Origin of the sequence: Schaalia sp. 19OD2882 (assembly GCF_018986735.1) — a bacterium.
Classification (GTDB): Bacteria; Actinomycetota; Actinomycetes; order Actinomycetales; family Actinomycetaceae; genus Pauljensenia.
Genome location: NZ_CP065521.1, coordinates 2,463,129 through 2,476,299 on the forward strand (window position 1 = coordinate 2,463,129; position 13,171 = coordinate 2,476,299).

The 13,171-nt window shown below is 66.4% G+C and carries 13 protein-coding genes and 1 riboswitch; of the genes, 2 read left to right on the plus strand and 11 right to left on the minus strand.

The genetic code is table 11. The features are described 5' to 3' along the window. Window positions 1–59: 59 nt before the first annotated feature. From I6B53_RS10595 to I6B53_RS10625, 7 genes are all read right to left on the minus strand, one after another. Window positions 60–887 carry a hypothetical protein gene (locus I6B53_RS10595; RefSeq protein WP_216764180.1) on the minus strand — a complete coding sequence of 276 codons (828 nt, stop codon included), beginning with the start codon at window positions 885–887 and terminating at the stop codon, window positions 60–62. Next, on the minus strand, window positions 884–1,966 hold the full coding sequence (locus I6B53_RS10600) for an ABC transporter ATP-binding protein (RefSeq protein WP_216764181.1): 1,083 nt from the start codon (window positions 1,964–1,966) through the stop codon (window positions 884–886). The genes I6B53_RS10595 and I6B53_RS10600 overlap by 4 nt, the downstream gene beginning before the upstream one ends. Beyond that, entirely contained in the window at window positions 1,963–3,687 is a 1,725-nt protein-coding gene (locus I6B53_RS10605; RefSeq protein ID WP_216764182.1) for an iron ABC transporter permease, read from the minus strand. The genes I6B53_RS10600 and I6B53_RS10605 overlap by 4 nt, the downstream gene beginning before the upstream one ends. 40 nt (window positions 3,688–3,727) lie before the next feature. Next, complete coding sequence (locus I6B53_RS10610; RefSeq protein ID WP_253953881.1) at window positions 3,728–4,840, minus strand: thiamine ABC transporter substrate binding subunit; 1,113 nt, start codon at window positions 4,838–4,840, stop codon at window positions 3,728–3,730. Window positions 4,841–4,883: 43 nt separating this feature from the next. Further along, a riboswitch (TPP riboswitch) is annotated at window positions 4,884–4,986 on the minus strand. Window positions 4,987–5,250: 264 nt separating this feature from the next. After that, window positions 5,251–5,886: a PIN domain-containing protein gene (locus tag I6B53_RS10615; RefSeq protein ID WP_216764183.1), complete on the minus strand. Its 636-nt coding sequence runs from the start codon at window positions 5,884–5,886 to the stop codon at window positions 5,251–5,253. Between the two features lie 6 nt (window positions 5,887–5,892). Continuing rightward, entirely contained in the window at window positions 5,893–6,330 is a 438-nt protein-coding gene (locus I6B53_RS10620) for a helix-turn-helix domain-containing protein (RefSeq protein WP_216764184.1), read from the minus strand. Window positions 6,331–6,465: 135 nt separating this feature from the next. Continuing rightward, the gene (locus I6B53_RS10625; protein WP_216764185.1) at window positions 6,466–6,945 is read right to left on the minus strand and encodes a toxin; all 480 of its coding nucleotides are present in this window, start codon (window positions 6,943–6,945) and stop codon (window positions 6,466–6,468) included. Window positions 6,946–7,103: 158 nt separating this feature from the next. Here I6B53_RS10625 and I6B53_RS10630 point away from each other — a divergent pair, with 158 nt between their 5' ends. Both I6B53_RS10630 and pntB read left to right on the plus strand, forming a co-directional pair. Further along, entirely contained in the window at window positions 7,104–8,660 is a 1,557-nt protein-coding gene (locus I6B53_RS10630) for a Re/Si-specific NAD(P)(+) transhydrogenase subunit alpha (protein WP_216764186.1), read from the plus strand. A gap of 84 nt (window positions 8,661–8,744) precedes the next feature. Then, window positions 8,745–10,169, plus strand: a complete 1,425-nt coding sequence (pntB, locus tag I6B53_RS10635) for a Re/Si-specific NAD(P)(+) transhydrogenase subunit beta (RefSeq protein WP_253954037.1) — start codon at window positions 8,745–8,747, stop codon at window positions 10,167–10,169. A 237-nt stretch (window positions 10,170–10,406) separates the two neighbouring features. Here the strand turns inward: pntB and I6B53_RS10640 are convergent, their stop codons facing one another. The 4 genes from I6B53_RS10640 to I6B53_RS10655 form a co-directional block, all read right to left on the minus strand. Then, the gene (locus I6B53_RS10640; protein WP_216764187.1) at window positions 10,407–11,348 is read right to left on the minus strand and encodes an Abi family protein; all 942 of its coding nucleotides are present in this window, start codon (window positions 11,346–11,348) and stop codon (window positions 10,407–10,409) included. 75 nt (window positions 11,349–11,423) lie between these two features. Then, on the minus strand, window positions 11,424–11,672 hold the full coding sequence (locus tag I6B53_RS10645) for a hypothetical protein (RefSeq protein ID WP_216764188.1): 249 nt from the start codon (window positions 11,670–11,672) through the stop codon (window positions 11,424–11,426). A gap of 120 nt (window positions 11,673–11,792) precedes the next feature. Continuing rightward, the gene (locus I6B53_RS10650; protein WP_216764189.1) at window positions 11,793–12,317 is read right to left on the minus strand and encodes a DUF2249 domain-containing protein; all 525 of its coding nucleotides are present in this window, start codon (window positions 12,315–12,317) and stop codon (window positions 11,793–11,795) included. A 327-nt stretch (window positions 12,318–12,644) separates the two neighbouring features. Then, complete coding sequence (locus I6B53_RS10655; protein ID WP_216764190.1) at window positions 12,645–13,106, minus strand: RidA family protein; 462 nt, start codon at window positions 13,104–13,106, stop codon at window positions 12,645–12,647. Between the last annotated feature and the right edge of the window lie 65 nt (window positions 13,107–13,171).

Here is a 13,171-nt window from a genome sequence, read left to right on the forward strand (position 1 = left end):
AGAGTCTAGTCCTTCGAGAACCGGACGAAGGGCGCCTCCGCCCGCGGGTCGTGTACGACTCAGGTGAGCACACGGATGTCGGCCAGCAGGTCCGGCCTGTGGCGCACCAGGTGCGCACGGTCCTGTTCGGCCCAGGTCTGCCACCACGGGTCGAAGACCTGGCCGTCGCGCGCCAGGGCGCGGGTTCGGCGTTCATCGTGTCCTTTGGCGGCCTCGACCCACACGGCCAGGTCGGCCACGGCGGAGGTTCGTGGCGTCAGGCACCCGCATCCTTCGACGAGGACGGGGCGGGTGGGGTCCAGCAGGACGGCGCCGCCCGCTCGTGAGTGGTGCCAGTCCCAGACTCGATGGCCTGTGCGCCCGGGCCGCTTCTGGCCGTGACCGAGGGCCATTGCCCGGGTCTTTGCGGGTACTGGTGGTGCCTCACCGGTCGCCTTCGCAGGTGCGCCCGGCCCGGTCGCGGAAGTGTCCGACCGCGCGTTGACCGTGAGCGGGCCCGAACCGAGCACTCCCGCGCCCACGTCGACAGCGGGAATCCCTGTGAGCAGGGCTTCCACTGCCGCGGTGCCCGCCTGCATGCCCAGCCAGCCGGGGTAGAACAGGTCGGGACGAAGCACCTGGACCTGTGGGGCGCGCGGGCGGACGCGGAGTTCGGCGATCATGTGCCCCGCGTCCAGGTGGACGCCGATCCTGATGCCGCTGGTACGCAGTCCTTCGAGCAGCGCGCGGGTGAGCGTGGTCTTGCCGGAGCCGGACGGGCCGTCGACCAGGACGATCCCGGCCCGCCACCGGCCGCCGCCGTGTCCGTGGAGCAGCGCGGAGCGGACGCGAGTGAGAAGCCACGGGGGAATGCGCTTGTCAGCGTCGAAAGTGAGAGTCAGGGTCACTGGTGCCCGCCGGTGACGAAGGGGCATGCATCGAGGTCCAGGGCCAGGCGCACCCATCCGCCGATCAGCGAATCCGCATCGACGCGCACGGCGGGGCCCTGGGGGATGTGGGCATCGGCGACCTGGCCCGCCACCAGCACTTCGACTTCTGTGCGCCCACGCGCTGCGCGGGCGTCGCGCACTTCGGCCAGCAATTCGATCCGGCCACCGGCAGCAACCGCCTCAGGGGCCAAGGCGCCCTCGCCCGTGGACGGCGCAGGACTGGCCTCGACGCCGACGACGGTGAGCGCGCCGGGAGTCACCGCCCGCCACCGGGGCCCCTTGGACCCCTCCGAGTCCCCGACGGAAGTGGCGGGGAGGAAGGGCCCGTGGCCGAGGAATTCGGCGACTTCCCTGAGCCCCGGGTCCGCCCACAGGTCCCCGGGCCGCGCCAGCGCCACCAACCGACCGTCCACCATGACACCGACCCGGTCGGCAACGGCGAAGGCCTCGTCCTGGTCGTGGGTGACGTAGATGCAGGTGGAGCCCGTGGTGCGCAGGATCGCGCGGATCTCTCCGGACAGGCGTTCGCGCAATGAACGGTCCAGGGCGGACAGCGGCTCGTCCAGCAGCAGCAGCGCCGGTTGCGGCGCCAGCGAGCGCGCCAGGGCCACGCGTTGGGCCTGCCCGCCCGACAGGGAGGTGACAGCGCGGCGGGCGTACTCGCCCATTCCGACCAGGTCCAGGGTGTCCGCGACTCGGCGGGTGCGCTCGGCGGGCGAGAGGTGACGCAGGCCATAGGCGACATTGCCGGCGACGTCACGGTGGGCGAAGAGCTGCCCGTCCTGGAACATGAGGCCGAAGCCGCGGCGGTGCACGGGCACCGCGCCCACGTCACGCCCCTCCCAGGCGATGGTGCCCTGGGCCACGGGTTCCAAACCCGCCACGGCACGCAGCAGGGAGGACTTGCCTGAGCCGGACGGGCCCAGAAGCGCCAGGACTTCGCCGGGCTCGATGTCCAGGTCGACATGGTCGACGGCCCTCGTGTGCCCGTAGCGCACGACCAAATCTCGCACGGACAGGCCGAGAACAGGTGTCATTGGAACTCTCCCGCGGTGGAGGGGCGGCCCTTTTCGACCAGGACCATGAGTGTGGCCGCGATCAGCGCCAGCAGCACGGAGGCGGCCACTGCCACTCCCTGCTCGGCGGCGTCCGGGCGTGAGACCAGCCGGTAGATCATCACCGGCAGGGTGGGGGCGTCCGGGCGCGACAGGAACGAGGTCGCCCCGAACTCCCCCAGCGAGGTCGCGAAGGCGAAACCGATGGCCACCGCGCCGGCTCGAACCAGGTGTGCGCCGTCAATGGTGGCAATCACGCGCAAGGGACCGGCCCCCAAGGTGGCGGCGGCCTCACGTTGGCGCGGGTCGATTGCCCGAAGGACCGGGGCGACCATGCGCACCACCAGGGGCACTGCGACGACCGCCTGTGCGACGGGCACCAGCAGGGCGCTGCCGCGCATGTCCAGCGGAGGAGCGTTCAAGGTGATGAGGAACCCGAATCCGACGGTCACCGCGCTGACCCCCAGGGGCAGCATGAACACCGAGTCCAGGACGGCCAGTGCCCGGCGTGCACGTGGCGTGCGCGTGGGGCGGGTGACGACCAGCGCCACCAGGGTTCCGACGATGAGGGCGATGGCTGCGGCCTGCGTGGCCACGACCATCGAGTTCCACGCGGCCTCCAGCGCGCTGACGCGAATGGCGCGCGACAGGTGCGCATCGGCCAAGCCCGCCCAGTTGGCCAGTGTGAACTGTCCCTTGCGGTGGAAGGAGCGCCACAGGAGTTGTGCCAACGGGGCGGCCAGCAGGCCGAACACGACCAACGCCGTGAGCGCTGCGGCCGGGGCGTCCGCCGCCCCCAACGGGTGCTCGACGGCATCGGAGCGCAGAGCGAGGGCGCGTTCGGAGCGCCTTCTGGCCTGCCCGGCCGCCCACAGGGCCGCGGCGATCACCAGCACCTGGACCACGGAGAGCACAGCGGCCCCCCGAAGGTCCAGGTAGGCGGTGGTCAACAGGTAGATCTCCGATTCGATGGTGGCCAGCTCCACCCCGCCCAGGATCAACACGATGCCGAAGGCGGTCGCACAGAACAGGAAGACCACCGAGGCCGCCGAGGCAATCGCCGGCAGCAGTGCCGGCAGGGTGACGGTGAGGAATGCGCGGGTGGGCGTGGCCCCCAGTGCCCGCGCAGCCTGGACCATGCGCGGATCCAGGCGCGACCACACCGATCCGACCCCGCGCACCACCAGCGAGTAGTTGAAGAAGACCATGGCCGCCAGCACCGCCCACACGGTTCCGTCCAGGTGCAGGTCCTCCAGCCAGCCTCCGGGCACCAACAGGGAACGGAAGGCGACGCCGACCACAACTGTCGGCAGGACGAAGGGCACGGCCACGGCCGCCCTGGCCACGGAGCGGCCCGGGAAGCGACACCTGTACAGGACGTGTGCGCCGGGGACCCCCAGCAGCACGGACACGGTGGTGGCCGCGGCCGCCATGCCCAGTGTCAGGCCGATGATGCGCCATGTGCGGGCCCTGGTGAAAACCTCGTGGAAGGCGCCCGTGTCCAAGGCCCCGTCCTCGCCGACGAATCCGCGAGCCACCAGTGTCGCCGCAGGCCAGGCAAAGAAGAAGCCGAGGAAGACCAGCGGCACCAGGACCGCCGGCGCCCAGGCGAGCAGACGCAGTCCCGCCCTCGTCCCCACTGCGACTCGGGAGGTGACGCCGCCCACCGCTGGGACGACCGGGTCCTGTGCGGCGGCGCTCATGGGCGCCCGGGGACGAGGGCGGGACGGCTGGGCGACACGTTCAGCCGATGACCGTGGACTGCCAGGTCTTCAGCCACTGTTCGGCGTTGGAGGCGACCTTGTCGGCGGGGATGATGACGGGCTGGTCGGACAGTGGGCCGAAGGTTGTCAGCGTCTGGGGCGCCTTGGCCCCGGGGTTGGCGGGGAAGGTGTAGGTGATTTCGGAGATGGTCGCCTGGACCTCGGGGGTCAGCAGGAACTCGATGAACTTCTTGGCGGCGTCGGCGTTCTCGCTGCCCTCCAGCACGCCTGCGTACTCGACTTGGCGGTAGCAGGTGGCCGGCAGGGAGGCGGTCGTGGTGTCCTTGCCGTCCTCGGTGACCGAGTACGCGGGCGAGGAGCCGTAGGAGACCATCATCGGGCGCGGGCCCTTGCCTTCACCTGCGGAGTAGTCGACGTTGAACGCATCCGACCAGCCTTCGGAGACCTTGAGGCCGTTGTCCTTGAGGGACTTCCAGTATCCGGTCCAGCCGTCCTCGCCGAAGTGGTTGATGGTGGCCAGCATGAAGGCCATGCCGGGGGTGGAGGTTGCCGGGTTCATGGCGACCAGCAGGTCCTTGTACTCGGCTTTGGTCAGGTCCTCCAAGGTGGCGGGGGGCGTGAGCTTCTTGTCGGTGAACCACTTCTTGTCGAAGTTGACGCAGACGTCGCCCTGGTTGATGGGCACCAGGCCGGGCTCGCCGGCGAAGTCCAGGGCCTTGTCGGGGGAGGTGATGCCCGCATCCTTGATGACGCCCTTGCCCGCAAGGCGGTAGGAGACGGTGTTGTCCACCCCGTAGACGGCGTCGCCCTGCGGGGCGTCCTTGGTCAGGACCAGTTGGTTGGCCAGCGTGCCTCCGTCACCGACGGCCTGGATGGTCACCTTGATGCCCGTGTCCTTCTGGAAGCGGTCGAGCAGTTCCTGCGGGAACTCGAAGGAGTCGTGGGACAGGACGGTGATTGCGCTGTCGGCTCCGGCCGACGCGCCGGAGGCCATGGCGTCGCCGGACTGGCCGGCAGTCGCGGAGTGGCCGCTCTGGGTGCTTGCGCCGCCCGAGCAGGCGACCAAGCCGAGCATCAGCGCCGACGTGGCCGCCAGAGCGCCGAGTCGCGCAAGGGAGAGGGTGGTGGTCATGTGGGTTTCCTCCTCGTGGTGCGGGAGGGGAACGGGCGCGCATTGCCCGAGAGAAGTGACTTCCTACGCCGGTATTGTCCGGATCAGGTTCGAGGGTCTGCGATCGCACTCTCAGCTCCCGTGAGGGGGCTCCCCTGTCTTGCGTCGCCGAGTCTAGCACCGCCGCCAGAGGCACCCGCTTCGGAGTTCGGGGGTGAGGCGGGCCGGCTGAACGTGGCCGGTGCTTCCCGGGCGACCCGGTTGCGGGAGTCAGAGGATCACGGGGTGCGAACCTGCAGGACGGGGCCCAGCGCCAGTCCTCCGACCACGAGGATCAGACCCACACTGTGCAGCTCCTTATGCATTGGCCTTCTCCTTGCGTCGCGCCACACGTGAATCATGTTTCAGTTTGCGGATCCTGACCGATGTCGTCAGCGATCCGCCAACCGATCCACAGGCCTCTCAAGGCGCGCCAGCATATGTTCTGCCTTCTCGAGCGACATTTCGCAGACACGAAGCTCAGCCACGAACCGTGCGAACTTGGGGGCGCCCGCTGACTTCAAACGCTCGGCCTCCAAGTACGGCACCCCTCGCTTGTGGAAGTGAATGGCGGTTCTCAGAGCTGTCCGGACAATGAGGTTGCGCGAGGAGTGAGCAACCAACATGAGGAAGTCATCCACATTCATGACTTCGAACCTAAAGTCGTGTTCCTCGCTGAAACCCTTGCCATCATTTGTCAACAAGATGTCAGCATCTCCAGCAATGGCGGCTCCGATGACATGTCCGTCGAAGAGATCTGCCGGATTGTCGGTCGGCCGGAAGTCTCTCACCTGCCCGTTCGGGAACGACTCCTTGATTTTTTCAGAAATGTCCGAGATCTGGCCGCCATTCCAGTTGGGATTCTTCTTGCGCAGGTTAGACAGCACCTCCGCCAAGATGTCGTCCGTCCACAAAACTGTAAAAAGGGATGAGCGCGGATCAGTCGCCAGAAGACAGACCCAGTCACGAAGGGTCCGCGAGAACCAAATATTCGCGTCAACCAGGACGACGTGCCCATAGCCGTTCATGGGCCCTCAGCTGAAGTCCTCGATGTCGGTTTCAAGCTCCATCATTTCCAAAACTGCGCGCCGCTGAGCAGCACGTTGGCGCGCACGCAACTCCAGAATGTCACTGGCCTTGAAGCGAGTGTGCGTTCCCACCTTGTGGGAGGCAATGGCCCCCTCACGTACACGTTTCATCAAAGTGGGACGCGAGATGCCGAGCACATGGGCCGCAGCACTGGTGGTGAGCTCTTCCGGCATCGAAGCGATGGAGAACCCGCCCCCGTCCCGGACCACTCGCAGAGCAGACAGGACCACGCCGACGAGTTCATCGGGCAGATCGATGCTGGTACCGTCATCCGCACTCAGGTGCAGACGGACCTGATGCTGCCTCTCTGGACGAAGCAGCTCCGGCTCGATCGAAAGCGCACTTGCATGCTGCTTCTCGGTGACGAATTCCTGGTCGAGCACTGTTGCCGCACTCATCACTCACACCCTTCGACACGTCGGTCGCGGACACCTTCCACGCCTGCGGTGTGTCGCAACCCTAACATCTCTTTCAGTCACAAGTGAAGCCACTTGCACCAGCAAGTGAAAACTCGCAGGTCAACGACCCTCCAAGCTTTGCTTGATCTGCACCAACGCGTCCTCCCACAGGCCTCGCGCATCCTCCCAAGCGGTGCGGGCCTCGTCCTCGTCCTCACTGACCCCGGAAAGGCCCGACTCCTCCACGTGGACGGCCACACGCCCACGCTCCTCGGACAGAGAGACCTCGACACGGGTCGTGCGATCCTCGGGGAACTCATCACCGGCCAGCGGGTACCAGCGGAAAGCCGCCAAGTCCATCGGATCCGACTCGGCGCGCTGGACCAGCCACTCCCCCGCCTCGGGATCACTCACATGGTGCAGTCCCTCGTCATCGACCCAGCACTCGTGGTCACCCACAGGACCGTCATTGACCCACCACCCGGGCTCACTGACCAGTGCCCACACGGCCTCCAAGGGGGCGTCGACCAGAGCATCGACCTCCACCACATCGTGATCCTCTTGGGCGCGTTGCACGTCGTCCTCGTCGAAGAATTCCATGCGCCCACGCTAGTCGCATCCACCCGTCCACACCCGCCTTTGCCAAGCACCCGAAAAACTGGGACCTCCGGCCTAGACTGCCAGTGGGCACGGACGAGGTGCACACGACATCTCCGTCCACCGGGATCCCATGAGACGAACACGACGAAGGAGTCGATGTGCGCATCGCAGTGCCACGGGAGGGCAAGGACCAGCCACTGGTCGCCGCAACACCAGACACCGTCAAGAAGCTGATCAGCCTCGGATACGACGTCACCGTCCAGGAAGGGGCGGGCGCCCAAGCGTCCCTTCCGGACTCCGCCTATGAACAGATGGGCGCCACCCTCACCTCCGACGAGGCCGACGTCTGGGCCGCAGACATCGTCATCAGCCTGGACGCGCCCACCCCCGAACACCTCGCACTGACCCGCCCAGGAACGACCCTTGTCTCCCGCATGGCACCGGGCCGCAACCCCGACCTCGTCAAGAACCTCCAGGACGCCGGTGTGACCGCACTGGCCATGGACGCCGTCCCCCGCCTCTCACGCGCCCAAGCCATGGACGTCCTGTCCAGTCAAGCCAACGTCGCCGGGTACCGGGCCGTCATCGAGGCCGCCGCACACTTCGGACGACTCTTCACCGGCCAGGTCACCGCAGCCGGCAAAATGCCCCCGGCCAAGGTCTACGTCATCGGGGCCGGCGTGGCGGGCCTGGCCGCCATCGGCACGGCCAACTCCATGGGAGCCGAAGTCTTCGCCACCGACGTACGCCCCGAGGTCGCCGAACAGGTCGAATCCATGGGCGCCAGCTTCGTCGCCATCCCCACCGCCCAGGAAGTCTCCACCGACGGCTACGCCAAGGAGATGAACGCCGACCAGGCGGCCTTGGCCAACGCCCTGTACGCCGACCGCGCCGCCTTCTGCGACATCGTCATCACCACGGCCGCCATCCCGGGACGGGCGGCCCCCATCCTGCTGGACGACGAGGCGGTCGCAGCGATGAAGCCCGGCTCGATCATCGTCGACATGGCGGCCGGCACCGGAGGCAACTGCACCCTGACCCGCCCGGGGGAAGTCTGGACCACCGATGGCGGCGTGACCATCATCGGCCACACGGACCTGGCCAAGCGCCTGCCCGGCCAGTCTTCGCAGCTGTACGGCCAGAACATCGTCAACCTGTTCAAGTTGCTCACTCCCGGCAAGGACGGCCGGATGGTCCTTGACCTGGACGACGAGATCCTGCGCGGCATCTGCGTGACCAAGGACGGCGCCCTCTTCTGGCCGCCGCCGCCCGTCAAGGTCAGTGCGGCCCCCACCTCACGCGTCCCACCGGCGGAGACACCGGAGATGCGCGCCGCGCGGGCAGCCGCCAAGGCCGAGGAGGAGGCCCGCAAGAAACGGAAACTCTTCGCCTGGGGGGCACTTGCCGCGGTGATCGCGGCGGCCCTGGTCATGGTCACCCCGGCTGCTGCCGCGCCCAGCTACGTCGTCCTGGTCCTGGCGATCGTCGTCGGCTTCCATGTCATCACCAATGTCACGCATTCGCTGCACACGCCGTTGATGTCGGTGACCAACGCGATCTCCGGGATCATCCTGGTCGGAGCGATCTTGCAGGTCGGATCGGAGAACCTGTTCGTGACGATCCTCAGTTTCGTGGCGATCGTCGTGGCAGCCATCAACATCTTCGGCGGGTTCACGGTGACCCACCGGATGCTCTCGATGTTCAGGAGGGACTGACCCATGAGCACCATCCCGCTTCCCCTGGGTGCCATGCTCCCGACCCCTCACAGCCTCGACCTCGTCGCCCTGGGTCACCTGCTCATGGCGCGTGCAAGCGCCTTGGCCTATCTGGTGGCGGCCGTGCTCTTCATTCTGGCGCTGGCCGGCCTGTCGAAGCACGAGACCGCCCAACGCGGCAACGTCCTCGGAGCGATCGGCATGGTCATCGCCTTGGGCGCCACCATCACCTTGGCACTTACCTCGGACCCGGGGCGCGGTGTCCTGGTGACCGCCGTGCTCATTGCGGCGGCCCTGGCGATCGGCGCGGTCATCGGCGTGCACCTGGCCCGCAAGGTCGAGATGACGGGCATGCCGGAGCTGATCGCCATGCTCCACTCCTTCGTGGGCCTGGCAGCAGTGCTGGTCGGCTACAACTCCTACATCGCCCCCAGTGAGGAGGCGCACGCCTTGGGCGCCTTCCACCTGGGCGAGATCTTCCTGGGAGTCTTCATCGGCGCGGTCACTTTGACCGGTTCGGTCATCGCCTACCTGAAGCTGTCGGCCAGGATCAAGGGCAAGCCGTTGACACTGCCCGGCCGGCACCTGCTCAACCTGGCGGCGCTTCTGGTCTCGTTGGTGCTGATGGTGTGCTTCGTCGCTGCGCCGGAGCATTCGATCGGCTCGTGGGTGGCGCTGGTGGTCATGACGATCGTCGCCTTGCTGCTGGGTCTGCACCTGGTGGCGGCGATCGGCGGCGGCGACATGCCCGTGGTCGTCTCGATGCTCAACTCGTACTCGGGGTGGGCGGCTGCGGCGGCCGGCTTCATGCTGGGCAATGACCTGCTGATCATCACGGGAGCGTTGGTGGGGTCTTCCGGTGCGTTCCTGTCGTACATCATGTGTCGGGCGATGAACCGCAGTTTCGTGTCGGTGATCCTGGGTGGTTTCGGTTCCGATGGTGGATCGTCGGCGGGGTCCGGGCAGGCTTCTGAGCAGGGCGAGGTCGACGAGGTCGATGCGGCGAGTGTGGCCACGATGCTGCACGAGGCACGCCGCGTGATGATCACCCCGGGTTACGGCATGGCCGTGGCCCAGGCCCAGTACCCGGTGGCGGCGCTGACGGAGCGTCTGCGTCATCAGGGCGTGGAGGTCCTCTTCGGCATCCACCCGGTTGCCGGGCGTCTGCCGGGGCACATGAACATCCTGTTGGCCGAGGCGAAGGTGCCCTACGACATCGTCATGGAGATGGACGAGGTCAACGACGATTTCAGAGAGGTCGACGTGGTCCTGGTGATCGGCGCGAATGACACGGTCAACCCTGCGGCCGAAGAGCCGGGTTCACCCATCGCCGGCATGCCGGTTCTCAAGGTGTGGGAGGCCGGCAGGGTCATCGTCTTCAAGCGTTCGATGGCCGCCGGCTACGCGGGTGTGCGGAACCCGTTGTTCTTCAAGGACAACACCTCGATGCTCTTCGGCGATGCGAAGGCATCGGTGGAGGCCATCGTGGCCGCCCTTCCTGCCGACTGACAAGGCACCGGTGGGCGTGCAATTGTGGACCGCGATCCACGACGGGTCTGGCTACAACCCAAGCCCACCTGACTTGTCCGGGCGTCATCAAGTTGGCCGAGCAGGGGCTCGAAGCTGTCGTCGACGCATGGTGTGCAGCGAACCCTCACATCCTGCAACTCCGGGCAGACAGCCTGCCGCTGGATGCCGATGGCCACAAGTGCAACCACTACGGCAAAGACTGATCGCCACATAGACCTAGTTGTCGGCGGTGAGCAGTTGCAGTGGCATTTCGTCGTAGCGGGCTGGAGTTGCGATGCCTGCGGCGAGAAGGGCATTCTCGGCGAGGATCGGCTCGACGCGGTTGGCGAGCCAATCCTTCTGCAGACCGGTCTTGGTAGCGACCAGGTCAAGCGCTACGAAGATCTTGTAGATCGAGTGATCGTTGAACTGGCGGTGGTCTTGTTTGGCTCGTCGAGCGATGTTGCGGGGGATTCCTGGGTGATCGAGAACCGAGTGGTTCCACAGTTTCGCGCAGTGAGCGTTGCGGTTGCGTAGGTAGACGAATGACCGGACTTGACTTGGCAACGTTCTTGGAGAAACCTTCATTGACTCTGCCATGTCGCGCAGCACTCCGGACTCGCCTGAAGCCTCGATCAGTCTGGACAGGCTTCCAAACGAGAAGGCCTCAACTGCAACCCAGATGGGCATGCGCGCGTACGCTTCGATGCTGTAAGCGCTGCCCGTCTTGATCTCATCACGGTAATGAGACACAAAGGCTTCCTTGCTCCGATCCAGATTAGACAGTGCATGTTCTTCGACATGTTCGTCATCAGGATCAGGCGATTGCGTGAAACCTTCCCCCCGAGCGAACGCTCCGACTGCTCCGACACGCTGCGCGTAGTGATAGGCGAACCGGGTTCTGAGGAGAACCTCGATCGGGTGGAGAACTTCGTCGCAAACCGCAACCAGGTCTTGTTCCGCTTCGTAGAGGCGCTGGATCACCTCGAAGGATGAACCGTCGAGGAAGCGATTGTCGCCCTTCATTGGGGCAACTTGCCAGTAACGGAAATACCCCGAGAGCCGATAGTAGTTCACGCGAGACAGGAACTCGGCTGCCGATGCGGTGTCAGTCACGGTCAAACCGCGTTCTTGAAGCAGTTCAACTTGTTCATCATAATCGCGCCAGCGCTTAACCATGAAGCCCCCAGAAAATGAAAGGCCCCGGTCATTTGTGCATTGTCCCTCACGGGATCAAGAGGCCTGACCGGGGATCTATCGTGCTTCATGGTACTCCAGCATAGCCGTCTTGTCAACGCCAAGTGCCAAAGTCGGTGGACGCTGTGCGGAGCGCTCGTCCGGGTGGACAACTCCGGAAAAGCTCGACGAACTCATGACGGGCGTGGTGTTCATGACCACCCTCTCCGGCGACCACCAGAAACCGAAAAGGGTGCTCTTGGCCCAGTCGGCAGCGATGGCCCCGGTCTCCTGCTCAAAACGCGACAGCAGTTCCTTGAACTGCATCAGGAGCGAGTCGAGGAACTGCGCAACGCCATCGTCAAAGGATTCCGGATCGGGAAGACTCCGAGGGACGTCGCCGGCGCAATTGTTCCGCCTCTTCGCATCCGTTCCGATCGGAATGCCTCAGGACAGGCGGGTGATGCGGTGACGCCAGTCCCGGGGTCCGTCTTCCAGGGTCTCCACACGGTAGTGCGCCTCGGATTCCTGCAGGTGGGCGAAGACCGGGTCGGGCCGGTGGGGTGCGCGCAGCACGAGGTTCTCACCCACGGGGATCGCGTCCAGGGCGGCGAACAGGGCTGCGTGGCGCACCACCTTCGGAATGGAGGTGACGACCAGTTCGTCATCGGCTGCCTGGACGTCCGGGCCTTGACCGCCGGGAGACACATGGGCGCCGGCCCCATGGCCGTTCCCATGCCCATGCCTGCGGCCTTTGCCGCCGCAGCCACAACCGCCGCCGGTCGATGGGGCGTGGACAGCCGGTTCAGGCGAGGCCTCGCCGCTGTCGCCAGCGGCTGCACTGCGGCCGTGTCCGTGTCCGCCGCATCCGCAGCCACCGCCACGCGAGGGCTGGTCGGCGACGCGAGAGTCGACCAGGCGGAACACTCGGCGTTCGCCAGAGGCCACTGCTTCGGGATTGGTGTCAGTCATCGCAACTCCGTTCTTCCGTCACACATACCCACTGGGGGTACCACTGCGTCCAGTCTAGGCACGGTCCGCCGCCCATGGCGCGGATGACCGACCCGTCGCGAAACGCTTCCGCCTCACACCCCGTCCCCCACCGAATCCGCACACAATGCACCCGGCACGCACAAGCGGCCCCACGCATCACCGCTGGTCACAGCGAATCAACCTGGGCACACATGCGACAGTGACCCGGCATTGTGTGCACAACAGTTCCATTCGGAGATCTGCCGCGAACACTCACCCGGTCAAGGCCCACTCGGTGAAACGTCACCGGGCCGGGGCTGGCAGAACTCACCGGGCCAAGGCGAACTCGGCCTCCACCTCGACGCTGGCGCCCAACGGCAGGACCGCCACCCCCACGGCGGAACGGGCGTGGGCCGAGCCGAAGATCTCCCCGTACAGTTCCGAGGCGCCATTGGCCACGCCCGCCTGCCCGGTGAAGTCCGGCAGGGAGGCCACGAACACGGTCACCTTCACCACATGCGCCAGACGGTCCACGCCACCCGCCAGGTCCGCGGCGGCAGCCAATGCGTTGAGTGCACACAGGCGCGCGGCCTCCTTGGCGTCCTGCGGATCAGTGCCCTGCTCGCCAACGGCGCCCGCGTAGGCCAAGGCCCCGCCCTCGACGGGAATCTGCCCGGAGGTCCGCACGACCCCGCGATCCAGGACCGCAGGCACATAGGCGGCGACGGGTGCGGCGACCGGCGGCAGTTCGATGCCGAGTTCGACGAGTCGCTGGCTGGGAGTGGTCATGTCCGGTCCTCGGTTCTTGGTCGGCGGGCGATGCGATGCCCAGCCTAATGGGGGCCTCGCGGTGA

What these genes read in the sequence shown, in the direction of transcription:
- I6B53_RS10640 (WP_216764187.1), bottom strand. Translation starts at nt 11,348, where the DNA reads ATGGTTAAGCGCTGGCGCGATTATGATGAACAAGTTGAACTGCTTCAA.
- I6B53_RS10625 (WP_216764185.1), bottom strand. Translation starts at nt 6,945, where the DNA reads ATGGAATTCTTCGACGAGGACGACGTGCAACGCGCCCAAGAGGATCAC.
- I6B53_RS10645 (WP_216764188.1), bottom strand. Translation starts at nt 11,672, where the DNA reads ATGCAGTTCAAGGAACTGCTGTCGCGTTTTGAGCAGGAGACCGGGGCC.
- I6B53_RS10655 (WP_216764190.1), bottom strand. Translation starts at nt 13,106, where the DNA reads ATGACCACTCCCAGCCAGCGACTCGTCGAACTCGGCATCGAACTGCCG.
- I6B53_RS10605 (WP_216764182.1), bottom strand. Translation starts at nt 3,687, where the DNA reads ATGAGCGCCGCCGCACAGGACCCGGTCGTCCCAGCGGTGGGCGGCGTC.
- I6B53_RS10600 (WP_216764181.1), bottom strand. Translation starts at nt 1,966, where the DNA reads ATGACACCTGTTCTCGGCCTGTCCGTGCGAGATTTGGTCGTGCGCTAC.
- I6B53_RS10650 (WP_216764189.1), bottom strand. Translation starts at nt 12,317, where the DNA reads ATGACTGACACCAATCCCGAAGCAGTGGCCTCTGGCGAACGCCGAGTG.
- I6B53_RS10610 (WP_253953881.1), bottom strand. Translation starts at nt 4,840, where the DNA reads ATGACCACCACCCTCTCCCTTGCGCGACTCGGCGCTCTGGCGGCCACG.
- pntB (WP_253954037.1), top strand. Translation starts at nt 8,745, where the DNA reads ATGGCGCGTGCAAGCGCCTTGGCCTATCTGGTGGCGGCCGTGCTCTTC.
- I6B53_RS10615 (WP_216764183.1), bottom strand. Translation starts at nt 5,886, where the DNA reads ATGAACGGCTATGGGCACGTCGTCCTGGTTGACGCGAATATTTGGTTC.